The sequence below is a fragment of the Emticicia fontis genome (genome assembly GCF_054779675.1).
Window position 1 is genome coordinate 149,087 of the sequence record NZ_BAAGXU010000020.1, and the last position, 24,848, is coordinate 173,934.

Genomic DNA, 24,848 nt, shown 5'->3' on the forward strand with positions numbered 1-24,848 from the left:
AACTATGTATCAATTACCTGAATATGAGCCATCAGATGATGTGTGGAAAAGAATTGAAGCAGGTCTCAATAATGATGTTTTGCAAAAAGCCATCAGCCAAATGCCTCAATATGAACCAGCCGAAGAAGTATGGAATACGATTAATCAGGAGATAAATCCACACAAATCTAAAATAATTATCTGGAAATGGGCTTCCATGGCGGCATCCATATTACTGATAGCAGGAATACTATTATACAAGCGTTGGGATAAACCTGATATTAGCTATTCACAGGAAAAGCTGGATAAGCAATTATTACTTAGCGCGACCGACGATAGCCAGAAACAATATGAAATGATTGTAGCCTATTGCAAAGAGCAAACCTACATATGCCAGAATCGGGAGTTTAAAGAATTGAAATCTGAATTAGAAGAATTGAATCTGGCAAGCGTACAGTTAAAAGAAGCAGTAGGTAGTTATAATACCGAACCTGAACTGATGGCCCAGCTATCAAGCATTGAGCAGCAAAAAGCTGATATAATCAGAAAAATGGCAATGAAGATATAATCTGTTTTAAGATAAATGAATAAACTACAAACATATATAAGATCGCTAAAACTCCTGCTATTCGGTTTGTTTTTGATGCATCAATCAAAAGCTCAGACCACTTTACAGGTAGTGACGAAAAGTATTGAAAAGACCTTTCCGAGTATGCTCACGATTATAGTAGAAGCAGAAAAGGCAGATGTTGAATTAATAACCTGGGAGAAAGACGAAATTCAGGCTAAAATTGATTTAATAGCCAAACACCCCGACCGTAATATTGCCAAAAATGACCTCGAGGCAATGAAATATATAGTAGATAGAACATCCGACAAAATACTGCTTCGCAACTATCTGGTAGTTAAAAATAATGCAGAGAAACCAAGCTCCAACTTCAAAGCAAAATATGTAATTCATCTGCCTGAAAACCTGAAAGTTACCATTCAGAATAGTTTCGGGAAAGTGCTGATACAAGGAAAATATAGTCTGTTAAATATCAAGTCAGAGTTCTGTATCCTTGATTTACAAAAGGCGGAAGGGAATACCAAACTGGAAACCTATTATGGCAAGGTTCATAGCAAAAATTTCTTAGGTACAATCACAATCAAATCAGAGCGATCTGAATTATTCTTTCAGCAATTAAGCGGCGTAAATGTAATCAATGCGCAATATGGCAAAATAGAAATAGAGTCAGTAGCTAATCTTAAATCGTTGACTATCAATGCTAAAAAGACGGAGATTAATCTAAAAATTCCACTGCATAACCATGGATTTAATCTGGAATCTAAATATGGGAAAATGTCTATCCCCGATGGATTCAACTGGCTTCAGAATACCGATAACATCAGAGCAGCCACATACAACTTATCGGCTATATCTAGAATTTATATTCAAAACTCTTTCGGCAATATCTCAATCAACTGATAAAACACCTATTTATGAAAAAGCTGATTGTTATTTTAATGATGCTACAACCTGTTCTGATAAAGGCTCAGACAGATAGTGTAAAGGTTAGTTTTTCGGAAGAAAAAGTAGAAAACTTTCAAAAGACTACGCTGATTGATGAATATGAAAAAGCTTTTGGCAACAACCGGATTGTGAAAACAGCTTTACGGATTGGGTTCAATAAAGGATCTCAATTAAGCTCTATGCAAGGAACGGTACCACTACCGTTTAATACTTTTCTACAAGCATTGATTCCTTCCTTACTGATAGAGCAAAAAATAGGATTAGATAAGTCAATTATTGTCAGCTTCACAGGAAGTAAAAGCAAGCAGAATATACTCTGGAGTGCTAATGTTGGACTCGAAGGACGATGGTATTATCAAATGAAGCACCGGGTTAAAATGATGAAACAGCAACCTAATATAACAGGCAAATACATAAGCTTAAGATACAATTGGTTACCTTATAAAACAAATCCATTACATAAAGAAACTAAGCTTGAATGGGTTATGTATCAACCCACTTCAAGCTATAGTATCAACTGGGGGTGGCAATTTGGCAATAATGTAAATTATGGGTTTTCATTAGGAGTTAAGCAAGGAGATAAAGCTACTATCAATTCTGAGAATATCTGGGTTGATATCAATCGCTCTAATTATACATCTGCTACCTGGTTTTTTTCAACTGATGCCCAAGCCGGCTTTGGTTTATATTTTCCTTTGAAAAAGAGAATATCATCTAATTATTGCGACTTCCTGCAATGCAATTATGATGTAAAGCAGTTATTCAAAGTTAATCTAAATAATGCATTGTATCTGGATAAATACAGCCAGATTGCCAATTTAGATATTGCTTATGAAAGAAAAATAGAGGGGTCTTCTGTCTCAATTAACTCTACTATTAAAGCAATTATTTCAGGAAGGAGTATATATAAACAAATAGGGATTAAAGCGGATACTTTTTTTGTAGATGGTATGCCTTTTTTGAAAACTTATGCTACTTATACTAATGGGGAGACTTCTCAGCAATGGCTTTATAACGTTAGATTGAATGAACAATTACGCTATTATCCTGGAATGAAAAAACGCATTGCAAAAGGCGAATCTGCCAATAATCTCAATGGAACATATATAGCTGCTTCAGGGCAAATTGTTATTCAAAAAACGAAAAACTTATTTATAGACTATCTAACCCTGTATCAGCCGGGAGTAGGAGTAAGTATTGGTTACCAGATTCAGACTAACCGCAATTCATTTCTTGATATAAGCGCAAACTTTATCAGGCAAAGATTTCTGATTCCAGCCATAAGAAAAGAGGGTAATGAATCAGTCATTGATTTTTCTTTAAAACTAGGATTCGCCAGATAATTCATTGCTGTGACTAAAATTAAAATACTTTAAAATTATTCTAAAACATGAAACACCTCATCACTTATATTCTTTTTATTCTTTCACCACTATTGGCAATAGCACAAAATGATAGTGTGAACATTAGCTATTCAGAAGAAAAAGTAAAGAGTTTTGAAAAGACTACTTTGATTGATGAATACGAGAAAGCTTTCGGTAATAATCGAATCGTGAAAAGCTCATTACGGGTAAGTTTTACCGGACTACCTGGTACTTCTTTGTCGTCTCCAAGTTATTACCCTATCAGAAACTTCATAAAAGATTTAAATCCAATTTTGCAGTTTGAGCAAAAAATAAGTATTGATAAATCATTGATAGCTAGTTATAGTGGCAATAGAGCAAAAGACGATGTTTTCTGGAATTCTGATATTGGCTTAGAAGGTAGGTGGTATTACGATATGAAAGAAAGAGTGGAGGAAGGTAAACAGCAACCTAATATAACAGGCAAATATATGAGCCTGAAAGTTGAAGCTAATCCCTTTAGATATAGTAACCTATTTTTGCCCTACGCTGATTTTGGTGCTGGCGTTTTTCTGTTCAGAGCTACTTCCACTTATAGTTTTAATTGGGGATGGCAATTGGGGAATAATATAAATTATGGAGTTACTGTTGGCGTAAAACATGGTAAGAAGTCAGTAATTGACCATAATAACTTTTGGATTGATGGTACATTATCTGGTAAGACAGCAGCTACTTTGTTTCTATCAAGCAATACACAAGCTGGATTAGGTTTATTTCTTCCGCTGAAGAGACGAACAGCAAATAATTCTTGTGATTTTATTCAGTGTAATTATGAAGTGAAACAATTGTTTAAAGTTAATTTAAATAATATGATTTATCTTGATAGGTACTTTCAGAATCTAAATTTGGATGTAGCTTATGAAAGAAAAGTAGGCCACTCACCTTTTTCAGTTAACTCAAATATAAAAGCAGAATTCTTTAGTAATTTTCTTCATAGTTTCCTGGGAACTAAACCTGATACGATTTTTACGGATACAGGTACTATTAACAGAATAAGAACTAGACCTGTTTTTACTACCGAGTCACATAATTATACAGCTTATAACTTCGAAATTGCGGAGCAATTGCGCTACTATATAGGTATGAAAAATCGTATTGCTAAAGGAAAAACGGCGAGTAACCTGAATGGTATGTATATAGGTGTTCTTGGTAGTTATAGGTTTCAAAAGCAATGGTTTGTTAGTAATAATTCTAGTTTGACTGATTACTATAGAGCAAAAGAATTAAGTGGAGGCTTGAGTATAGGCTACCAGTTGCAAACAAATCGGAAATCTTTCTTAGATATAAGTGCTAATATTCTGAGACAAAGAATTACCTCTCCGGTCGAACCTCCCTATGTAAGTACGCGCACTACTACCAATTCTATTATCAACTTTTCAATCAAAATGGGCTTTGCTAAATAAGCATGTTTTGCTGTGACTAAAAAAACAATCTATTCAACCACAAACAATGAAAAACCTGATTATCTACCTCATCCTTCTTTTACCATTAATAGTAAACGCTCAAACAGATAGTGTAAAAGTAAGCTATTCAGAAGAAAAAGTGGAGACTTTTGAAAAGACTACGCTGCTTGATGAGTATGAAAAGGCATTTGGTGGTAACAGAGTGGTAAAGAGTGCCTTACGGTTGAACTTTGAGAAGAATCTTTTCGGAAGTGAAACGCAATTTGCACCCTATAAAATGTATTACGGAGAGCCGATCCCTCAAATACAATACGAACAGAAAATAGGTCTTGATAAATCTCTGATTGTTGGGATACAGTGGGGTAGAATGGAATTTATGCACACCTTTAATGTTGATTTTGAAGGAAGATGGTATTATAAAATGAAAAGCCGTATAAAGGCCGGACTCCAGCAAGCCAATATAACCGGAAAATACCTGAGCTTTAGAGTAGAAACCAACCCATTGAGAAATGTAAGTGATAAGCGTGGTATATATTCAACCACTTATGAAAGTATATTTAAAGCACATTCGAGCTATAGTCTTAATTGGGGTGTACAGTTTGGAAATTTCCTGAATTATGGCTTAGCTATAGGCTTAAAGCAGGGAGAAGAAACACCAGATGGTTTTTTTGGTGTGACTGACGTAAACAATAAGAAAAAGAATACATGGTTCATCACAAGCAGAACTCCCCTTAGTTTAGGATTATCTTTCCCAAGAAAAAAGAAATTGAAAAGCAATCATTGCGAGTTTTTGCAATGTAATTACGAGGTAAAGCAATTATTGAAATTAGATTTAACCAATGCCTTTTATATTGACAAATACCTGCAAACCATAGTGTTTGACCTCGGCTATGAACGGAAACTTGGTTATTCACCCTTTTCACTTAATACAAGTATTATTGGAGGCTTTACAAACACGCATGTTAATTCCAGATATTGGGAAAAAGACTCTTCAGGTTTTTATCATATGCCAAGTTCTCCCACAAAAAAATACTATTCGGCTTATAGTTATGAAATAAAAGAACAACTACGATATTATCTGGGTATGCAGAAGAAAATAGTAAAGGGCGTTTCCGCAGGCAACCTGAATGGGGTTTATGTAGGTTTGGCCGGTAGTTATGGAGGGAGCGCTTCTACTAATAAAAAAAGTACAGAATCTACAACGAGCTTTATAGCAAAATATAGGCGTATAGGGCCACTTGTAGGTTATCAGGTACAAACTAACCGGAACTCATTTTTAGATATTAATATCAATTATTGTATCCAAAGCTCTGATTATCTTTCTGATGATAATTTTTTTGAGTCAACACCAAAAAGAGTGCAACAAATAATTAACCTGAATCTGAAATTGGGTATAGCCAGATAAACGTGAATAATAGAAACGATGATTTAATAAATATTAACAAGATTTCTGCAAAAAAGACGTTAGTTTTGCAAAAGAAATGGGTATAATAGAAAGAAATGATTCTACGAACAGAAAACCTTATAAAGAAATACGGACAACGCTTAGTTAATAATAATGTAAGTTATCAGGTCGGGCAAGGCGAGATTGTGGGTCTTTTAGGCCCTAATGGTGCCGGAAAGACTACTTCGTTTTATATGGCTACAGGCTTGGTAAAGCCTAACAGCGGTAAGGTATGGTTGGATGATCTGGATATTACTTCTTTACCCATGTATAAACGTGCCAAATTAGGTGTCGGTTATCTGGCACAAGAGCCTTCTATTTTCAGGCAACTAACTGTAGAAGAGAATATTCTGGGAGTTCTGGAATTAGCAAAACCTCATTTAAATAAAGCTGAACGGAAAGAAAAGACAGAGTCTTTGTTAGAAGAGTTCAGCTTGACACACGTACGGAAAAATAAAGGAATTGTGTGTTCGGGGGGAGAGCGCCGCCGTACTGAAATTGCCCGTGCTTTGGCCGTTGACCCTAAGTTTATTTTATTAGATGAACCCTTTGCCGGAGTTGACCCAATTGCCGTAGAAGAGATTCAAGGCATTGTGGCTAAACTCAAGCTTCGCAATATCGGTATCCTGATAACCGACCATAATGTAAACGAGACTTTATCTATCACTGATAGAGCGTATCTGCTATTCGAGGGCAAGATTCTACGTCAGGGAACAGCAGAAGATCTGGCAAGTGATGAATTGGTGAGAAAGGTATACCTAGGCCAGCATTTTGAGTTGAAGCGTAAAATTTAGATAATTCTATGCTTGACTTTATATTGTTGCCGTTTGAACAAAAGGAAAAGAATCAAATTATAAGATTTGTATAGTTGTTAAAAAACTAATCAATAGATTACGGTAGCACCAAACATTAATTTATTTTTCACAAAAAACTTATTCCAGCTTTTTGTGAAAGGGTTCTTTACCCAATTATCATATCCCCCCTCTTTTGAAACCGCTAGCATAGGTTCAACTTTATAGCCAAACCTTATTGGTTCATATACACTGCCACTTACAAATCCCAATATCTCTATTGAAACAAATAAACCATTTTTGGGGAAATTAATCATTCTTTTAAGGATATTTATAGAAAGGAAGTTTTGCTTTGGATTGACATCTTCAATAAACGGTTCTTGAAGAATCTCCTGCCCCGGACAGCCACATTCTTCATTAAATGAATAGAGTTTAACTAATACTTTGGAAAATTTCGTCTGTTTGCCTTTATAGAACTTAAAATTTAATGTTTCTAAAGTACCTTCTTGAGGACTATTATTTTTCAGATGGATAGCCCATTGGGTGCCAATAACCGGATAAACAAAATATTTCTGTCGTTCCCAGTAGTTACCGATTTTTTCAATGTTCCCCTTTTTTTGCCTGTTACTTTTTACAGTTACATTATCTAGTTTTATTATTTTGGTTTTAAGATAGACAACAGGTTGCTTTATCAGTTTTTTTGTAGGAAGAGTAATGCTCTCATAGCCTGTGCTTGCAACAATCAATGAATCATTTTCAGGTAAATTCAGTGTAATTTCACCTGATTCGTTAGTATAGTATCCAACTTTTGTATTTATCAAATAAACTGATGCAAATTGAACAGCAGATTTATCGTCTTGACTTAAAATATGCAACTTTGTAAGTTGACAGAAAGCAATGTTAGAGGAAAGAAAAATATAAAATGGAATAAAATATTTCATAGTCTAAATTTATTAAAATGAAAGGTATCAAAATTGAAAACTTAGAAATAATATCCAGACAGCCTTGATGCTGTAAGTCTCTAAATAGTATTTTCTTGAAGAACTATTAAGATACCCCCCATTTTCAAAATGGTAAGTTTACTTTAATTAAGGGCATCCTGCACTATCCATAGTTCCAGAACCAAGACAGGGAGAGTCATATTCAAAATGGCTCTCTACGGGAATCCAAAAAACATACGTAGTAACCTCTCTTACTGATACTGGGCAACCTCCACAATTGTACATTGTTCCTCCACCAACCTCTTGTCCCATGAATTTTGCGTAAGAAAAGTTTACTACACCAATAGTCAGTGCTAAACCTGCAAGTAGCCCTTTTTTTCGAGAAGAGTTAAATAATTTTTTCATATTTAGATAGCTTATTGTAAATATTAACACTCAAAGGCGTGTTAACTAATAGCCTATATCGAATGATATTTCTTCATTTAAAATTATGAATAATGCACTCAATATGACGTAAATCTAAACTAAATAGATTTATATTATTATCCGAAAAAACACTAAATTATGTGCAAAAAAGCACAAAATTATAGTTTTCGCCCTCTTAAATGACTCACATGTGAACGCGATAAGCCCAAGAAACTTGCTAAATGTTGTACTTTAATCCTTTTAAAGATATTAGGATATAACTGACCAAATAGTTCCATGCGTTGATGAGCGGGCAGTCGTAACATTCGTACCCAAGTTTCATTTTTTATTAGGTATTTTTCTGTAATCCTTAACATGATGTTATTGTTATCAGGGAGAAAATTATAAATAGCCTCAAGTTCTTGTCGACTGATGGACAAGAAAACAGAGTTTTCTAATAACTGGATGGTTTCATAAGCGGGTTTTTGTTGGATAAAACTTGAAGGAGAATAAAAAAAATCGTTTTCTGCTGCTATCCATGAAGTAATTTCTTCATCATTTTCATAATAAAAGGCTCTTACCATTCCTTCACAAATAAAGAATATCTTATCAGAAATTTGTCCTTCTGTAAGCAAAAGAGTGCCTTTAGGTAGTTTCTGTATACGAGTATTTTTTTTTATATATTCAATCATGTCAATCTGCAAATGAGCTTCAGACATTAATTGCCTTATAAAATTGTGTACCATTATAGCAAGATTAAAAGTTGGTTTTTAAGACGGGTGGATATTCTCTAGGTAACAAGATATCTATCTTTTTTAGTAATTAATTATATTTTCTTTATACGGTTTTAAAGCATAAGAACATTAAAATAAATGGCATTTTATCTAAACGAATCAGGCACGATTTAAAAGTTAAGCTTTCCCTTTTGCATAGAATTTTGAAATGTCAGATTGGTTTAATTTTCCTATAGAATGGCTTACTAAAAGCCAACCGAATAATAAAAGTGGGATTGTTTTTTCATCTGCAGTTTTTTTAGTCAAACAAATATAAGTAAAATTCCGAAAAGTAAAAAGTGAAAATCAGTATTTTCTCACTAAATAAAATAAAAGAAATATTTTTGGCTTTCGCCTACAATATCACGAATTTCTTACGTTAATTGTAGCGTTAAACACCTATTAAAATTCACTTCCATGAAATCTTCGCTATTCAGTTGCAAGCCTAAATCATTAGGATTGTTGAATATTTTTATCCTTTCTTTTTTTGCATTCAGTACAACAATTTACATCACCAGCTGCTCAAAACTGAACGAAGTAGGCATCTCTGCCCGAAACTTTGAAGATGAAATTCAGCAAGCCCAGAATCTGGTTTTTACCTTCAATAAAGACCTGGTAGAAGAGAAAGATCTGGATACTTGGGAGGCCGTAGAATATGTGAAGATTGAACCCAGAGTAGATGGTGTATTCAAATGGACAGCGAAGAATGAACTGGTGTTTTCACCAAGCGAAGGTTTCAAACCTGCCACTGCTTATAAAGCAGTGTTAAGCAAACCTTTATTGGGTAAATCGGCCACGAAAAACTATAGCCTTGATAACGAAACGCTTGAATTCCATACGCCTTATCTACAACCCAAAAAGATAGAAAGTTATTGGATGAAAGGAGCAGATGGCAAACCAACTGCCAAAGTGAAGATTGATTTTAACTATCCGGTTCAGAAAAACGACCTGAATAGCCTGCTTAAACTAAAAGTAGAAGAAGCTGATAAAAATTTCATTGTCAATAATACTGGCAATGATAGCAAAATAGTATTGGCTTTGAATGATGTGGCCTCAGCAAAAGATGAAACTCCTTTGACTGCTAATATTGAAAAAGGTATAAAAATGGCAGGTGGCGGAGCAAGTACCCTGCAAACCTATACTTTAGAAGGCGTTGTCCCTTCGCCTTACGATGTGAAAATCATGGATATAGAAACAGGTTATGAAGGTAATCAGGGATTTGTAAAAGTAATTACCACCCAACAGATTACTGATGGTAAACTGAATGATTCTTATACCATTGAGCCAGCTGTACAAACCCAAACCGAAGTAACTGAAAACGGATTCATTATAAAAGGTTATTTCAGCACAACTGAGGCTTACACATTGACTATCAAAGATAATCTTCGCGGTACTTTAGGTGCAAAATTAGAGAGTAATTATACCAAAGACCTGTTTTTTGGTGAAATGCCAGCCAGCCTTGAGTTTACTAATAAAAAAGGCTTGTATTTATCGTCAAAAGGTAGCCGCAACATAGGTGTTAGAGTAACCAATATTCCTAAAGTGAAAGTGAAGGTATTGAAAGTATATGAAAACAATATCTTGTCATATCTACGCAACAACCGCTACGAAGATTATTATTACGATGGCGAAAACAGTAGTCCTAATGGATTTACTTATAATGACGATAATCAGGGATTTTATAGTGATGTATTGATGGATAGAACCATTGAAACAGGCAATCTGCCGAAAGTTCATGGGACATCTGTTTTAAATATGCCATTGCCTGACCAGAGCAAATTGAGAGGGGTATATCTGGTTAATCTCAACTCAAACGACGAGTATTATTTCAATGCCAGTAAACTGGTATCGGTATCAGATATAGGCATCATTGCCAAGAAATCAAACGATGGCAATAATGTGATGGTTTTTGTGAATTCGATTATTGATGCACAAGCATTAGGCGATGTAGAAGTAAACCTGATTAGTTCAAATAATCAGGTGATTGAGACCCTAAGAACTGATAGCAAAGGAGTAGTTATCTTTGAAAAATTGTTGGAAAAAGCACCCAACTTCAATGTAGCCATGATTACGGCTCGCACAGATGATGACTTTAATTATATGCTATTGGAAGATACACAGGTAGAAACGTCACGCTTTGAAGTAGAGGGTAAACGAGCAAATGCCAGTGGCTACGATGCCTTTGTGTACGGCGACCGTGACATTTATCGTCCGGGTGAAATCATTCATTTTAATACTGTAGTAAGAGACAGCAAATGGGCTTCGGCAGACGATATTCCTTTAAAGATTAGGATTTTATTACCTAATGGTCGGGAGTTTAAATCTTTCCTTAAAAATACCAATGCACAGGGGGCAGTTGATACATCCATTCCACTTGACCGTGCGGCTGTTACAGGCAATTATTCAATAGAAGTATTCAACGGCAATGATGTATTATTGACCTCAAAGTCGATCAGTATAGAAGAATTTATGCCTGACCGTATCAAGGTAGATTTGTCAGCAAAAGATATTTATCGCGCAGGTGAAACCGTATCTATGCAAGCCATAGCTACCAATCTTTTCGGCCCTCCGGCTTCCAACCGTAATTATGAAATGGATTTCAGCTTGAAAAGAAAAGTATTTACGGCCAAAGGTTTTGAGAATTATAGTTTTGATATTCAGAACGATACTAAGTTCAATAATGATGTACGTCAGGGGGTAACAAACGAAAATGGCATAGGGTCGCAAAGCTTTGAGATTCCGGCTACGTATAAGGATATGGGCGTATTGGAAGGAAAAGTTTTTGTAACGGTTTTTGACGAAACTGGTCGCCCGCTTAACCGCATGAAACGCTTTGATGTGTTTACCCAGGGAACATTCTTCGGTATCGGCTTGCCCGATTATTATGTAGGCACGCACGTGCCAATGGCTATCCCATTAGTAGCATTAAACACCGATGGTAAAATACAAAACAAAGCCCGTGCAACAGTAGATATATATCGCATAGAATATCAAACTGTCGTAGAAAAAAAGGATGGCGTTATCCGCTATAATTCCAAACGTCAGGAAAAATTAGCTCAGACCAAAGAAATAGATTTTTCTGGGGGTAAAACCAACCTTAAGTTTATTCCACAGGTATCGGGTGAGTATGAAATCCGTATTTATCCAGCTGGTGCTGAAAGTTATGCTTCACAAGGATTTTATGCTTATGGTTACGGAAGTACCTCTAATAGCTCTTTTGAAGTAAGTAACGAAGGACAGGTGTTGATGGAAATGGACAAGGAAAAATATCAGGTAGGGGATAAGGCTAAAATTCTGATGAAAACACCTTTTGCAGGAAAAATGCTGGTAACTATAGAAAGAAACAAAGTATTAGCGCATTTTTATGTAGAAACAGATAAAAAATCAGCAGAGGTAGAGGTAAAAATTACCGAAGATATGCTGCCGAATGTATATATAACTGCTACGCTGATCCGCCCGATGAAAAGCATAGATATGCCTCTCACAGTTGCACATGGTTTTGCACCTATGAGAGTAGAAAAGCCCGATAACTTACTGCCGGTTCAGATTGTGGCAGATAAAGAATCCCGCTCGAAACGTAAGCAAAAAGTTACAATCAAGAGTAAGTCGAATACAGAATTGACGATAGCAGTGGTCGATGAAGGTATCTTGCAAATCAAGAATTTCAAGACACCGGATATTTACAACTATTTCTATCAGAAACAGGCTTTAGAAGTAAGTAGCCACGATTTATATCAATTCTTATTCCCTGAATTATCGCTTTCAAGCAATAGCAGTATAGGGGGTGATGGTTATAATTTAGAGAAAAGAGTAAATCCATTAAGTAATGGGCGAACCAAGCTGGTAGCTATCTGGAGCGGTATCCTTAAAACCAATTCAAGTGGTGAAGCGCAATTTGAATTTGATATTCCTCAGTTCTCAGGTGATTTGCGTATCATGGCAGTTGCCTATAATGAAGAAGCATTTGGGTCGGCTAATACGAATATGAAAGTCAAAGATCCGATTGTGATTAGCACAGGTGCACCAAGATTCTTAAGCCCGAACGACGAGGTAATTATTCCGGTTACGATTACTAATACAACCAAGAGCAATACAACTGTAAGTACTTCGGTGAATCTGACAGGTGGCCTGGCGTTACAAAGCCAGAATAATCAATCTCTTAGTATTCCGGCAGGCAAAGAAGTAAGAACCTTATTTACAGTAAAGGCTCCCTCTGCTATTGGTACAGGAAGCATTGCTGTAACAGTAAATGGCTTTAAAGAGAAATTTTCTGAAAGCATAGACCTGACTATCCGACCAAGTACTTCACTCCTGAAAAGCTCATTTTCGGGCGATGTACTGGCAGGAAAAACCGCCTCAGTCAGTTTAGCTAATGATTATATGCCGGGTACAGCGCAGGCAAGCCTTTTAGTAAGCCGCTCACCAATGGTACAGTTTGCCAAAGAATTAGATTATTTACTAGGCTATCCGCATGGGTGCATTGAGCAAACGGTGTCTAAAGCATTCCCGCAATTATATTTTGCTGATTTTACCAAAACCATTGCGAAAAAATCAAGAGCCATCGGATTAAAAGGAGAAAATGACTGGAATCCGCAGTTTAATGTGCAGTCGGCTATTCGTAAAGTTGAAAGTATGCAATTAGCCAGCGGCGGACTAAGCTATTGGCCGGGTAGTGATCTGGAAAGCTGGTGGGGTACTATCTTTGCTGCGCACTTTTTGCAGGAAGCTAAAAAAGCGGATTATGAGATAAATGAAAGTATTCTGAACCGGATGCTGGATTACCTCACTACCAAAACGTCAATGCAGGAGATGACAGAGTTTGAGTCTATCTATACCGAAACAGGTAGTCCTACAACCCGTACCATTGCCAAACGTGAAATGATTTACTCGCTTTATACGCTGGCATTGGCAGGAAAAGCCAACCAGCCTGTAATGAATTATTATAAATCAAACGGAACTTTGCTGACTATTGATGAGCGCTATATGCTAGGAGCAAGTTTTGCACAGATTGGCGATGAAAACAGTGCAAAACAATTAATTCCGAAAGATTACCTGCTTGAAAATACAGAAAAACAAACAGGCGGAAGTTTCTCTTCGCCAATCCGTAATCTGGCAATTTCATTAAACAGTCTGGTAGAGTCAGACCCTCAGAATTTGCAGATTCCTAAATTGGCCAGAGTATTGTCTCAGGCATTGAAAGCCAGCCGTTACGTGTCAACACAAGAATCTGTTTTCAGCTTCCTGGCTTTAGGCAAAATAGCCAGACGTAATGGTGAATCAAATGTAACAGCAACTTTATTGGCAGATAATAAACAACTGGCGAATTTCACAGGTACTGATTTGTCTTTAGACAAAGGCCTGGTCGGAAAAACCGTGAGTATTAATGCCAAAGGCAAAGGCTCGCTTTACTATTTTGCACAGCAGGAGGGACTAAGTGCTACCGGAACTTATGTAGAAGAAGATAACTTCCTGAAAGTACGCCGTCAGTTCTTTAGCCGTACAGGCCAACCGCTTTCGGCTAATCAGTTCAAGCAAAATCAATTGGTGGTAGTAAAAGTAAGTATCAGCAGCACCACATTGATAGACAATGTAGTAATAACCGATATGTTACCGGCAGCTTTTGAAATAGAAAACCCTCGCCTGAATGAAGACCGAGATATGACATGGATAAAAAATGCTTCTGCCCCTGAGCATTTTGACATCAGAGACGATAGAATTAACTATTATACAGCATCTGGCCCTACTGAACGTAGTTTCTATTATATGGTTAGAGTAGTTTCCCGAGGTAAATTCATCATCGGCCCCGTAGCTGCCGATGCCATGTATAACGGCGAATACCACAGTTATAATGGTGGTGGCAATGTATCGGTAGAATGATAATTTTTAGAAAAGAGTAGGAGGCATAAATAAGCATCCTGCTCTTTCCGATTATTTGTAAATTCAAAAAAACTGATTTTATTTGTAATAGATTAAAAAAGTATTTCAAACTGTTTTTTTTACATCCTAAACAATTTTAACTATGGCTAATCCGGCATTTTCGGAAAAAACATTTAATAAAATCGGTTTCGCTCAAAATAGCAGCGATGTCATGACCGTACAAAGTACCCTGACAAAAGTGGGTATTTTATTATTCATCCTCTTGGTTTCTTCTGCCATATCGTGGACTGGCCTAATGCAGGGCTGGAGCATTGCACCTATGCTTATTCCGGCCGGTTGTGTTGGTGGTTTGCTATGTGCCATTGTATTGGCATTCAAGCAAGAATGGGCGCCACAATTAGCTCCTACTTATGCCTTATTAGAGGGTTTGGCTATTGGTGCCATCTCAGCATTTTTTCAGGAATTTGCCCTTATTGCCGCAGGCTTAACTTTCGGAGTAGTATTCGTAATGTGGTTTTTATACAAAACTAAAATCCTGCAAGCGACACAAGGTTTTATCTTTGGTGTAACAGCTGCAACAGGTGCCGTTTTCTTATTGTATATGCTGACATGGATTTTAGGAATGTTTGGTGTTACGGTGCCTTATATTCACCAAGGTGGTACTATCGGGATTATCTTCTCCTTGATAGTAGTAACGATTGCCGCCATGAACCTGATTATTGATTTCCATCTGATAGAGCAGGGCGCTCAAATGCAAGCTCCTAAATATATGGAATGGTATTCAGCTTTTGGCTTAATGGTAACTATCATCTGGCTATATCTTGAAATTCTTAAATTATTGGCCAAACTGGCTCGTAGATAATCATACGAAATTCTTTATAATAAGAGCCTGCTTTTAAAGTAGGCTCTTATTGTTTTAGTCCATACAAAAAAGAAAACCCATATAAAGCTACATGAGTTTTGCTGGCTAACCCCTAAACAAACTAATTTACTTTTCTAGCCACTCTGCAATAACTTTCTTCAACTCTTGTTCTGAGTTGGTTGTCACATTAATGAGTTTAAATTTTTGTTCACCCTTTAATACCCTCCATCGCCATTCTAACTGGCTATTGGTGATGGTTTCACCATTGGTAAACCACCAGGCTGTATAGAGTTTATCATTTTTATTAATCAAGACACCTGTGTAAATCCTGAAGCTTTGTACTACCTCTTCCTTAATTTTTTTGAAGGTATAGCCACTGCCTTTCCAACAGAAGATAGGACTATGCTCGGCCGAATAAAAATCGGGGATAGGTTTTAGATACACCAAAGCATTGTCATTTTTGAGTTGTGTGATGCCATTATTAAGTACTTTCGTTTCATAATTAGCTGTTTTGGCAGCTAATGGCTGCTCTTTATCTGTCTTTGTGGCCGAAAAAGAAAGAACTAAGTAAGCTGTAGCTATCAAAAACAGGCTATTGGTAAGCCATTGATTGATCTTTATTTTCTCAATCTTTAAGTCTGCTATTTTATTCGTTTGCTTCAGAGCTACTTGTTTGATAATCCAGGCCATCGGCAGCCATACATAAACCAGCAAGCAACAGATACCCATTACATCATGTGAGAAATTATCAGGCATAATTCTAAAGACAATCAATAGTAAAATTCTGCATAGATTACTGAAAATATTAAGTAGGAATGTAATAACCAGCACTAACAATTGCCAACCTAAGGTAATTTTTCGCTGATATAAATCCTGATAATAAGCTAATAGAAAAACACTCAATAAAAATGAAAGACCAAGCATTTGTAATCCTGTACAGGCGGCATCAACCAGAAAATTATTCCCATTTAATACAATCAGATTACCATTGATTTCTATCGGAAAATGTAACAATGTAAGTATCTGTCCGCTGATTTCGCTTAACCATATACGAATCGGAAAAGTAAACGTTTCAGATGCATATTTAAAAAGTGGAGACATAAGTAAAAGCGTCAGAAATACCAGTTCACTTAACTTCCCGAATAGCGTTTCAAAACAAAATAATAAAGCAAATACCAATAAAAGATACCTGATTGAGAAAGTAGGCACATAAAAAGAGATAATAGCCAGCAATAGCGTTGGTATAAAAAAACGAGCGCTTTTATTGCCTGATTTCCCTAGGCTTACTACATAAACCAATACACCTAACCCCAATAAGAAAGTAGAGTCACCTAAGAAATAACCTTTATAGCTGAGGCCAATAAATAAAGTGATGTAGGCAACAAGAAAACCTGTCTTTGGGTGAATAAAAGCCTGTAACATTTTATAGGAATTTCTTTAACAGGAAGTAAAGCACTACACAGGCAAACGTAATAATCAACAACCATTCGTGCGGTTCAGGTACTGAGCCAGATGATTTAAACGAAGCATTATCCAAACTATTCAGGCTTTTCTGAATATCAAAACGTTCGTAGTCTGCTTTGGTTTCCAGTACAACCAGGCTTGAAACGGGTGTAACAATATTGGCCTTAGCTGCTTCCTGAATTTGTGCATCAAAAAGATAATCGTTATTAAAATAGTTGTCTCCGATTTGCTGCATAATATGGTTGTAAGCATATAATCGAAGCAAATGGTTAGGAGCATCTGTTTTTCCACTTGCCATTGGAGCTTCCATAATCTGCATTTTGGCGCTTTCAATATTGACTACCGTCTTGTTAGAATAGGAGAGTACCTTTTGCAATCCAACATTTTTTAATTTTTCAGTAGTAGACCAGTTAATAGCCACCACACCCAACTCTTTTAAGGTTTTTAAATAAGGTGAAAGCGTTTCGTTCAAAGATACCACCTGAATTGGCTCTCCAGTGGTATTACTATTTTTAATAGAATCGGCGAAGCCACTGCCTTCTAAATCTTTCAGATTAGGCGCTTTATCAGTGCCTTTGGTGATCAATAAACTTTGTGTGTGGATTTTGTATAGGGGAAAAAGGCTGAAATGATTTTCTTTTAATTCATTGAACAGAATATCTTTATTTTGCTCATTCAATCGGATAAGGCCGTCTTTCCAGACCCATAACTCTTTATCTAGGTAGGCATCATATAAATCATCAAACTCTGATTTACTCCATTCAGCATTCACATCTAAATAGATTTTATCAGGATTATAGGCTTCTTTTTGCACTACTAAAGGTAATAAGTAATAGCTTTTTCCCTGAAAACTAAACGCCTTTTTTGAAAGCTCAGGAGTTTTAAATTTCAATTCCCAATACGGCTTATAACTGCCAGTATTTTCAATAGAAGCAGAAAGGTTGTTCCAAGGACTAGATAAATGTTCTACAGCTTGGGAGAAATCTATTTTTACTGTTTCTTTTGCACCACTTGCATCAGGGCCTTTAAAGTAGATATTCTCGTAAATCAATTCATCATTGTTTTCTTTCAAAGGAGAGGTTATACCTATTTTAACTCTTCTGGCTTCATGAGATGTACACGGAAAAACCCGTATGCTTAAAGTATTTCCCTCCTGCCAATGAATGACCGACGGGTCACGGCTTTCAACCCCGACAATTGTTTTATACGCTGAATCGGCTTTGCTTTTGGTGGTCAGGTATCCCTTTTCTTCTTTCCCATTTATCCAGAGCGAAAGAGAAGACGCCACAGACCCTTCAGGCAGGTAGAAAGTGTAAATAGCTTCCTGACTTCTCCACGAATTTTGCGCTGAATTGGCAATAGTGAGTGTTTTCTCTGTATAAGCCATTCGGTACTCAGGGTAAATTTTAACCTGAGTAATTATATCCTGTGTCACCAATTCATTTCCTACCCTTAATCTTTCCTGGCTTTCATGGCGCACGTCATGTATTGCTTCAAGTATTTTTATTCTATCTCCTATATCAATGGTTAGCTTTTCACTAAAGAAAGTAGCTATCATGATTAATGGATCGTGCTGTACTCTTTCAAAATTGCGTAATTCTGGTAAAAAATCGAATTTACCTTCAAATCGCTGATATAATAAATCACTTTTTAGAATACGTTCCGAAATCCAGTTGTTTTGTGTTTTCTGAGCTACAGCTACCCAGTTTGGAAACTCATCCGTTGTTGTAGTGAAAGACTTCTGGTACGCCTCATGAATTTTGATTTGAATGGCGTTCCATTGAATGATAAAAAAGATGGTGAAGGCAATAGGAGTGAGGAGCCCAAACAGGATAGCATTGTTGTGTGAATCCCAGGCTTTCTTCAGCAGTTTGACGTGAGCAATTGATAAAAATAAAGGAACGAATGTATGAAAACCTAAGCCTAAAAAGATGGTAAGAAAAATACTTCCGGGATATAGCCAAAGAGTATAAAGTGTGAAATAAGTCCATAAGACAGTTGAGGCTGCACACAGAATGTATACTGCTTCTTTTAGCCTTTTAGAGAACAGAGATTTCCAATAAAACAGGATATTACTAACACAAGAAATAACGAGGGCTACCGAAAGCCATTCGGTTGATTCCTGAAATACATTCACTACCCGATTTAATGTGAAACAACTGATAACCCATATTTGCCAGGCTAATAGCCGATACGCCAAGTATTCTTTGGGTTGTTCCTTCCAGAATACCCGCATTTTTTTCGTTTGCAATAATACAACAGTATAGCCGAAAGCAAGAATCTCAGTAATGAAAGCTATTGATAATTCTTGTTTTTCATAAGTTTCAACATTAATCAATAGTGAAAATAGAAGTATAAAAAGACCCAAAGAATAATTATTGCTGGGAATAAATTCATGCCAATTCTTTGTTGATTGGGCAATAAGGTTCTCTTGCCGACTGCCCGGCTCTTTAATTGTTTCCATAAGATGTGTAATTGAATGTGAAGATTTACTGGTTTTGTGTCACAGGAGGTGTGAGCTCTAATTTCTTATCCTTAAAATACTCGACGGCCTGACTATTTGAGTAATCCCAGGAAACCCAGGTGAAGTTTCGTTGTCTGGCTAAATATCTTCTTGTTTTTGCATAGAGTTCATTAATTTCATCAAACTCATATCCTTTATGAATAGAAAATTTCTTGATGCGTTCAGCTATTTTTTCCTTGTTTTCATAAAGTATAGGGAGCGTTCTATCTGACAAATCATATAAATACCTATAATCAATGTCAGCTATACTTTGAGTACTCAGATTATATCGCGCAATCATACTATCCCAATCAAAAAGTGTCAGGCTTGCCAATACAAAATAACCTGCCCAGCCTACTTGTTTAAATAAGGTAAAGAATGAATACAAATTTCTGATTTTCAGCCACATCATCACTAACCCTATCGAAGTCAGAAGTAAAAACACTGCTACGCCTATACGTTTATGCGTAAGCCCATAGTTGGTGATGTACTCGTAGTTGCGTAGCAAAACTGAGATAACAAGAAATCCGTTCTGAGCAATCCATACATAAGAACTGATAACCAGCAAACGTTTATCAGCAAAAAAATTAAGGTCTTTACGGAAATAATATAGCAAAATGGCAATAGAAAGCAGAATACTTAAAATCAACAGATAAGTCCCGTCATGAACCAGTTTTGATAGTTCATGAGCCGATTTCAGGTCATGGCCAATATTAAACCATAAATAGCGTATATCAATAAAATTAATTAAAAACAGCAATACATTTACCGAGCAAACCATTATCAGCGCAGTTTTGTATTCGGTTTCAAGTTTGGCACTATTGAGGTTTTCAGGAGAATGAATTGTGCTAGCCTTTGGCGATAGCTTATGGATTAAGTTTACTCTGTCCCAGTTATATAAAACACTTAAGATAAAAAACGTACCAATGGCAAGAAACCACAAATGAGCAAAAGAGAAGTCCTTAAAAAATGCTTCTAATGCCTGAAAGAAACTAGCAAAAGAATTATCAAGAATTTCTCCGAAAATAGGATTAGCAAATTTAAAAATTACTACAAAAACAGAGAAAACAAGAATGGGAATGATTATTACAGTGGCTACTTTATGCGTTTTTTCCAGATGCTTATTTTTACTGGTAAAGTAGCTGATATTTTTATTAATCAGGATAAACTGTTCAAAGGTGGTCATTAACGCATTCAGCCCATATTGCCATAAGGCCCCGCTAACAGTACTAAGCTGGCTTCGGTGAAGAAGACCGATTAAAATAAAGAAGGAAACAAAGTGCGCAAAAAAACTGATAAAAGAATTATAGAAGACAAGCATAAGGCCAGTTATGATAGTCAGGCTTAAGGAGGCTTTTAAGGCTAATGTGTCAAATCTTTTCTTCGAAAAATATACCAGCGAAAGAATAAGTAAACTATTGAATAACAATAAATTGATGCCTGCTTTCTCTTGCCAGAAGAAATAATTGAACAATGCAAGCAACAAGATTATGATTAAAAAGCGTAGTTTAGGAGTATTCATATATTTAAATATTAAAAGTACTTTGTTTTTCAAAGTTAAAGGGTAAAAAAATATAATCAAGCGCCTCGGATAAATTTTTCTAATTCATTCAAATGGTCGTTAAAAGCCTGTTTTCCCTCATCTGTTACTGAATATATGGTGCTTGGCTTGCGGCCTATAAATTCTTTTTTGAACGAAATATAATTAGCCTCTTCCAAAGCACGCAGGTGTGTAGCCAGGTTGCCATCGGTTAATGCAAGCAGCTCTTTCATATTATTAAAAGAAAGTTCGTCATTAACCATCAGCACCGACATAATACCTAGTCGGGCCTTGCTTTCAAATGCTTTATTAAAATTCTGTAATAAATTCATAATTCGCCGACAAGCGAATGCTCTTCGCCTGACAAAAACTATTTTGTTTCGTACCTAAAATACACCACTGCTCCATAAATAATATGAAGTACACCAAAACCCAATGCCCAGAATCTCAGATTCCACTGCGCCAAAAATAGTGCTATTATGCCAATAATGATTTCACTGATGCCTAAATAAAATGTATCATGTACGGTATATCTGCTGGCATTGACCAGGGCTATGCCATAGAAAATCAATGTTGCCGGAAAACATAGCCAGAAAAAACCATGATAAAGCATTGCTATACAAAAAACACCTCCAGATAAAAGCGGAATCAGCATACTTACCAAAAGGCGCTTAGAGGTTGAGTTCCATAATTGCAAACCCTGTTTCCTGGCTCTTCGGATAGTAAAAAAAGCACCTGTTACTAAGGCTGAAATAAGCACTACAAGCGCATCTATTACCAGTAAAGGAACAATTTCTTCTCTGACCTGTGGGTCAAACAAGTGATAAAGCCCATCAACGTGGATTTTCTGATGTGCATACCAAGCACCTATTAAAGCACAAATACCGGCCGAAATACCCGATAGTCCGCTTAATGAAAGAAACTTGGAAGAGCGTTCCATCATTGAGCGAATCTCTTTAAGCTGTTCAAGGTGTTCGTTCATATATTAGCTAATATTTTAGGCAAAAATATAATAATTCCGATAATTACCGCAATGCACGAAATAATTAAAACCGCAGCGGCTGATAAATCCTTTACTTTTCCGATTAATGGGTGCTGTTCTGTCGACACAAAATCACATAATTTCTCAAGAGCGGTATTAAAAGCTTCTGCCATCCACACCAATCCGATTATGATACAAATGACCGACCACTCTGCACTATCCAGTTTTACTAACAGACCCATCAGAATCACTACAACTGTGGAAAATAGATGAAATCTGGCATTGTTTTCCTGCAATAGCACTCCTATACCCTGAAAAGCATACTTAAAACTATGCAACATTTTTGGTACGTTCATAAGACGGAGGAATCAACAGATTTAAAGATACATATAATACCATCACTACCAGCGAAAACACCATTGTTGTTTGAATAGCCAAGGGGTTTTGCAATTCCTGAAACGATTTTCTGAGCAGAAAAATAGGATCTGTGAATAAATCCCAGCTATTGAAACGAACAAACCGACCTAAATATAAACCAAAACCAGATAATACTACACTTGCAGAAAGTATACTCCATGCCAGAAACTTATTGGTAATTCTTTGAATAATCTGATGAGCCACATATAGTGAATATAAGCCAGTGGCTAATCCGGCCAAAGCCACAACAAAAAAGCTCACAGAATCAAACCATAGCAAACGACTATGAGATTCGGTCAGATGAATTAAATCTGTAATGATATAGGGAGAGTTTGGAAAAAATAATAACCATAGCCCTAAGCATATATAAACACTGGTTTGGCGAAGCTTTCTAGATGTTTGTTGCGAAGACTGATATCTACGAGCCACCAAAGCAAAAAAAAGAGGTACCCATGCCAGAAACAGATTCCAGAGTAAATACATACCCCTTAATTGTTGTGTTTTGATAACACCAGCAATCAGAAGCACAAAACTCAGGAGTGTCAGCAAAGCCAGACTCAAAGTCGGGCGGCTAACAGAGAAAGTAATCGTTATCTTTTTCAGATTCATGTTTTTTTTGAAAAGAACTTTGTAATACAAAGTAAGTGTAGATTCTGATACTATCCAAGTATTTGATTAGAATTTTTTTGAAAAAAAAAGCCAACTATAAAAAGTTGGCTTTTCGATAATGTTTTCTGAGTTAGTGATACAGCAATAGAGCAATCGTAAGAATTTATAAGGTTTGGCCACTAAACAAACCAATTTGTTAATCACAACATTTTTTGTTTCCATCTTTAGACGTTGTTTTTTTAGAAAGTCACAAATAGTTGAAATTATTTTTTAAAACATTCTACTTATTATTTGTGACTTTCATTGCTCATCCTGCATCTGGTTATTTTATGCTTGAAGTGTTTTTAAAAGGTTCTATACTTATGAGTCTAATTAGTCCAGGTAATGAGGCGGATATAATACCTGACCATACTTCTCTGCAATGGCAATTACTTTCTTGATCTCTGCTTCATCCGGGTGAGAAGGTGGCAAAAACTCTCCTGCTTCTACAGGTATGCCAATTTCTTCAAAAAACTCATCCAGGCCAGCCGGAACAACTGTACACAACAGGTGAGCCATTTCGTTACTGGTGTTTTTAAAACTATGTATAGCACCACCTTTAGGAATATTTACCAGATCACCTTTTTTAGCTATGTATTTCCCATCCTCTGTTTTAAATTCGACTTCTCCATCTACTACATAAAATGATTCATGGAAAGAGGCATGCGCATGAGGCGGAGGGCCACCACCCGGAGGAACCAGCATATCAATGATAGCGTATTCTCCATTGGTTTGTTTTCCTGAAATAATAGTTCGATAAGTATCACCGACTACAGAGAAGTGCTTCCCGTTATTTTCGTTTATGATTTTGATGTTGCTTTTCATGCTTATATATTATTGAAATTGATTGTTTTAATTTTTACACTAACATTATTTGTAAATACATTGGTTATAGCTTTTTAGAAAAGTGCTTAATTAAGTTCTATAACCACTTTACCGATGATGCCGCCTTTTTCAGCATATTGATAAGCTTCTTTAGTTTGCACAAATGGAAATACTTTACTCACTTCGATTTGCAACCCATTATTGATAGCATCTAGTAGAATGTCCATATTTTTTGCAGATGGACCAGAGAGCATCACTATATGTTTTTTGCCGGTAAATAAATTCTTAAAAAGCGAAGTAGGAATTTCAATAGGCTTTGGCGTAGGATTTATAAACAAGGCTTTGGATTTCATGAGTTTTTTAGCATTTGTATAACCCATTTTGCCTGATAAGTCGATGACAATATCATAAGTCTCGTTTTGAGTAAGAACATTTTCTTTGGTATAATCAATTACTAAGTCGGCTCCCCATTTTTTTGCAGAATCAACGGCTTTTGTACTAGTAACTGCTGTTATGTTTGCCTTGCTTTGTTTTAATAATTGCAGCAAAAACATACCGAATCCACCCGTTGCGCCATTTATCAGAATTTGAGTCTGTGTATCGATATTGCCCATTTTTTGTAATGCAGTTACCGCAGCAGCGCCAACGGTGGGCATAGCAGCAGCCTGAGCAAAGGTAATTTCTATCGGTTTCTTCCAGACAAGTGTTGAAGGCACAGCCACATATTCGGACAGTGCACCTTCTTTCATATTATTTTTTACGACGCCAAAAACTTCATCACCTTTTTTGAGACTGCTTACTGATGTTCCAATCTCTTCAATGATACCTGCAAAATCAACGCCTGTATGTTTTGGGAATTTTGAGCCAGACATCAATTTCATTTCCCCTTTTCTGATTTTCCAGTCTAAAGGATTAATTGAAACTGCTTTTATTTTTATTAAAACCTGATTTGATTGAATGGAAGGTTTGGGTTCTTCTATCGTTTGTAAAACATCAATGTTTCCAAACTTTTGATAAACTATCGCGTTCATTGTGCTATTTTTTAATTGTTTAAATGATAGCACAAAATTGCGAACCG

Annotated in this window: 20 protein-coding genes; 8 read left to right on the plus strand and 12 right to left on the minus strand. The window is 36.2% G+C overall.

Features of this window, described 5'->3' with window-relative positions:
- The first annotated feature begins 4 nt into the window (after positions 1-4).
- The 6 genes from ACYVFA_RS11890 (at position 5) to lptB (ending at position 6,536) form a co-directional block, all read left to right on the plus strand.
- The gene (locus tag ACYVFA_RS11890; RefSeq protein ID WP_460472042.1) at positions 5-547 is read left to right on the plus strand and encodes a hypothetical protein; all 543 of its coding nucleotides are present in this window, start codon (positions 5-7) and stop codon (positions 545-547) included.
- A gap of 15 nt (positions 548-562) precedes the next feature.
- Entirely contained in the window at positions 563-1,447 is an 885-nt protein-coding gene (locus ACYVFA_RS11895; protein ID WP_460472043.1) for a hypothetical protein, read from the plus strand.
- 14 nt (positions 1,448-1,461) lie between these two features.
- A complete protein-coding gene (locus ACYVFA_RS11900) occupies positions 1,462-2,835 on the plus strand; it encodes a hypothetical protein (protein ID WP_460472044.1) in 1,374 nt (457 codons plus the stop codon).
- Between the two features lie 47 nt (positions 2,836-2,882).
- A complete protein-coding gene (locus ACYVFA_RS11905; RefSeq protein ID WP_460472045.1) occupies positions 2,883-4,298 on the plus strand; it encodes a hypothetical protein in 1,416 nt (471 codons plus the stop codon).
- Positions 4,299-4,344: 46 nt separating this feature from the next.
- Positions 4,345-5,703 (plus strand): hypothetical protein, encoded by a 1,359-nt coding sequence (locus tag ACYVFA_RS11910; protein WP_460472046.1) that lies wholly within the window; start codon positions 4,345-4,347, stop codon positions 5,701-5,703.
- A gap of 95 nt (positions 5,704-5,798) precedes the next feature.
- A complete protein-coding gene (gene lptB / locus ACYVFA_RS11915; protein ID WP_460472047.1) occupies positions 5,799-6,536 on the plus strand; it encodes an LPS export ABC transporter ATP-binding protein in 738 nt (245 codons plus the stop codon).
- 89 nt (positions 6,537-6,625) lie between these two features.
- Here lptB and ACYVFA_RS11920 read toward each other — a convergent pair whose 3' ends face one another.
- The 3 genes from ACYVFA_RS11920 to ACYVFA_RS11930 form a co-directional block, all read right to left on the minus strand.
- Complete coding sequence (locus ACYVFA_RS11920) at positions 6,626-7,474, minus strand: carboxypeptidase-like regulatory domain-containing protein (protein ID WP_460472048.1); 849 nt, start codon at positions 7,472-7,474, stop codon at positions 6,626-6,628.
- Between the two features lie 147 nt (positions 7,475-7,621).
- Positions 7,622-7,879, minus strand: coding sequence for a hypothetical protein (locus ACYVFA_RS11925; RefSeq protein ID WP_460472049.1), 258 nt, complete (start codon positions 7,877-7,879; stop codon positions 7,622-7,624).
- Between the two features lie 179 nt (positions 7,880-8,058).
- A complete protein-coding gene (locus ACYVFA_RS11930) occupies positions 8,059-8,598 on the minus strand; it encodes a Crp/Fnr family transcriptional regulator (RefSeq protein WP_460472050.1) in 540 nt (179 codons plus the stop codon).
- A gap of 471 nt (positions 8,599-9,069) precedes the next feature.
- Here ACYVFA_RS11930 and ACYVFA_RS11935 point away from each other — a divergent pair, with 471 nt between their 5' ends.
- Entirely contained in the window at positions 9,070-14,529 is a 5,460-nt protein-coding gene (locus tag ACYVFA_RS11935; protein ID WP_460472051.1) for an alpha-2-macroglobulin family protein, read from the plus strand.
- Positions 14,530-14,671: 142 nt separating this feature from the next.
- Complete coding sequence (locus ACYVFA_RS11940) at positions 14,672-15,391, plus strand: Bax inhibitor-1/YccA family protein (RefSeq protein WP_460472052.1); 720 nt, start codon at positions 14,672-14,674, stop codon at positions 15,389-15,391.
- Positions 15,392-15,517: 126 nt separating this feature from the next.
- Here the strand turns inward: ACYVFA_RS11940 and xrtN are convergent, their stop codons facing one another.
- From xrtN to ACYVFA_RS11985, 9 genes are all read right to left on the minus strand, one after another.
- Positions 15,518-16,813 (minus strand): exosortase N, encoded by a 1,296-nt coding sequence (gene xrtN / locus ACYVFA_RS11945; protein WP_460472053.1) that lies wholly within the window; start codon positions 16,811-16,813, stop codon positions 15,518-15,520.
- A 1-nt stretch (position 16,814) separates the two neighbouring features.
- Positions 16,815-19,319 (minus strand): XrtN system VIT domain-containing protein, encoded by a 2,505-nt coding sequence (locus ACYVFA_RS11950; protein ID WP_460472054.1) that lies wholly within the window; start codon positions 19,317-19,319, stop codon positions 16,815-16,817.
- Positions 19,320-19,344: 25 nt separating this feature from the next.
- Entirely contained in the window at positions 19,345-20,880 is a 1,536-nt protein-coding gene (locus tag ACYVFA_RS11955) for a DUF4153 domain-containing protein (protein WP_460472055.1), read from the minus strand.
- Positions 20,881-20,936: 56 nt separating this feature from the next.
- Entirely contained in the window at positions 20,937-21,230 is a 294-nt protein-coding gene (locus ACYVFA_RS11960; RefSeq protein WP_460472056.1) for a winged helix-turn-helix domain-containing protein, read from the minus strand.
- A 38-nt stretch (positions 21,231-21,268) separates the two neighbouring features.
- Positions 21,269-21,880, minus strand: coding sequence for a hypothetical protein (locus ACYVFA_RS11965; protein WP_460472057.1), 612 nt, complete (start codon positions 21,878-21,880; stop codon positions 21,269-21,271).
- Positions 21,877-22,236, minus strand: coding sequence for a diacylglycerol kinase family protein (locus ACYVFA_RS11970; protein ID WP_460472058.1), 360 nt, complete (start codon positions 22,234-22,236; stop codon positions 21,877-21,879). Before ACYVFA_RS11970 ends, ACYVFA_RS11965 begins: the two co-directional genes overlap by 4 nt.
- Positions 22,211-22,906: a DUF1361 domain-containing protein gene (locus tag ACYVFA_RS11975; protein WP_460472059.1), complete on the minus strand. Its 696-nt coding sequence runs from the start codon at positions 22,904-22,906 to the stop codon at positions 22,211-22,213. Before ACYVFA_RS11975 ends, ACYVFA_RS11970 begins: the two co-directional genes overlap by 26 nt.
- Positions 22,907-23,278: 372 nt before the next feature.
- Positions 23,279-23,770 (minus strand): cupin domain-containing protein, encoded by a 492-nt coding sequence (locus tag ACYVFA_RS11980; protein ID WP_460472060.1) that lies wholly within the window; start codon positions 23,768-23,770, stop codon positions 23,279-23,281.
- Between the two features lie 86 nt (positions 23,771-23,856).
- Positions 23,857-24,834 (minus strand): NAD(P)-dependent alcohol dehydrogenase, encoded by a 978-nt coding sequence (locus ACYVFA_RS11985; RefSeq protein WP_460472061.1) that lies wholly within the window; start codon positions 24,832-24,834, stop codon positions 23,857-23,859.
- Positions 24,835-24,848: the final 14 nt, after the last annotated feature.

What these genes read in the sequence shown, in the direction of transcription:
- ACYVFA_RS11890 (WP_460472042.1), top strand. Translation starts at nt 5, where the DNA reads ATGTATCAATTACCTGAATATGAGCCATCAGATGATGTGTGGAAAAGA.
- ACYVFA_RS11895 (WP_460472043.1), top strand. Translation starts at nt 563, where the DNA reads ATGAATAAACTACAAACATATATAAGATCGCTAAAACTCCTGCTATTC.
- ACYVFA_RS11900 (WP_460472044.1), top strand. Translation starts at nt 1,462, where the DNA reads ATGAAAAAGCTGATTGTTATTTTAATGATGCTACAACCTGTTCTGATA.
- ACYVFA_RS11905 (WP_460472045.1), top strand. Translation starts at nt 2,883, where the DNA reads ATGAAACACCTCATCACTTATATTCTTTTTATTCTTTCACCACTATTG.
- ACYVFA_RS11910 (WP_460472046.1), top strand. Translation starts at nt 4,345, where the DNA reads ATGAAAAACCTGATTATCTACCTCATCCTTCTTTTACCATTAATAGTA.
- lptB (WP_460472047.1), top strand. Translation starts at nt 5,799, where the DNA reads ATGATTCTACGAACAGAAAACCTTATAAAGAAATACGGACAACGCTTA.
- ACYVFA_RS11920 (WP_460472048.1), bottom strand. Translation starts at nt 7,474, where the DNA reads ATGAAATATTTTATTCCATTTTATATTTTTCTTTCCTCTAACATTGCT.
- ACYVFA_RS11925 (WP_460472049.1), bottom strand. Translation starts at nt 7,879, where the DNA reads ATGAAAAAATTATTTAACTCTTCTCGAAAAAAAGGGCTACTTGCAGGT.
- ACYVFA_RS11930 (WP_460472050.1), bottom strand. Translation starts at nt 8,598, where the DNA reads ATGTCTGAAGCTCATTTGCAGATTGACATGATTGAATATATAAAAAAA.
- ACYVFA_RS11935 (WP_460472051.1), top strand. Translation starts at nt 9,070, where the DNA reads ATGAAATCTTCGCTATTCAGTTGCAAGCCTAAATCATTAGGATTGTTG.
- ACYVFA_RS11940 (WP_460472052.1), top strand. Translation starts at nt 14,672, where the DNA reads ATGGCTAATCCGGCATTTTCGGAAAAAACATTTAATAAAATCGGTTTC.
- xrtN (WP_460472053.1), bottom strand. Translation starts at nt 16,813, where the DNA reads ATGTTACAGGCTTTTATTCACCCAAAGACAGGTTTTCTTGTTGCCTAC.
- ACYVFA_RS11950 (WP_460472054.1), bottom strand. Translation starts at nt 19,319, where the DNA reads ATGGAAACAATTAAAGAGCCGGGCAGTCGGCAAGAGAACCTTATTGCC.
- ACYVFA_RS11955 (WP_460472055.1), bottom strand. Translation starts at nt 20,880, where the DNA reads ATGAATACTCCTAAACTACGCTTTTTAATCATAATCTTGTTGCTTGCA.
- ACYVFA_RS11960 (WP_460472056.1), bottom strand. Translation starts at nt 21,230, where the DNA reads ATGAATTTATTACAGAATTTTAATAAAGCATTTGAAAGCAAGGCCCGA.
- ACYVFA_RS11965 (WP_460472057.1), bottom strand. Translation starts at nt 21,880, where the DNA reads ATGAACGAACACCTTGAACAGCTTAAAGAGATTCGCTCAATGATGGAA.
- ACYVFA_RS11970 (WP_460472058.1), bottom strand. Translation starts at nt 22,236, where the DNA reads ATGAACGTACCAAAAATGTTGCATAGTTTTAAGTATGCTTTTCAGGGT.
- ACYVFA_RS11975 (WP_460472059.1), bottom strand. Translation starts at nt 22,906, where the DNA reads ATGAATCTGAAAAAGATAACGATTACTTTCTCTGTTAGCCGCCCGACT.
- ACYVFA_RS11980 (WP_460472060.1), bottom strand. Translation starts at nt 23,770, where the DNA reads ATGAAAAGCAACATCAAAATCATAAACGAAAATAACGGGAAGCACTTC.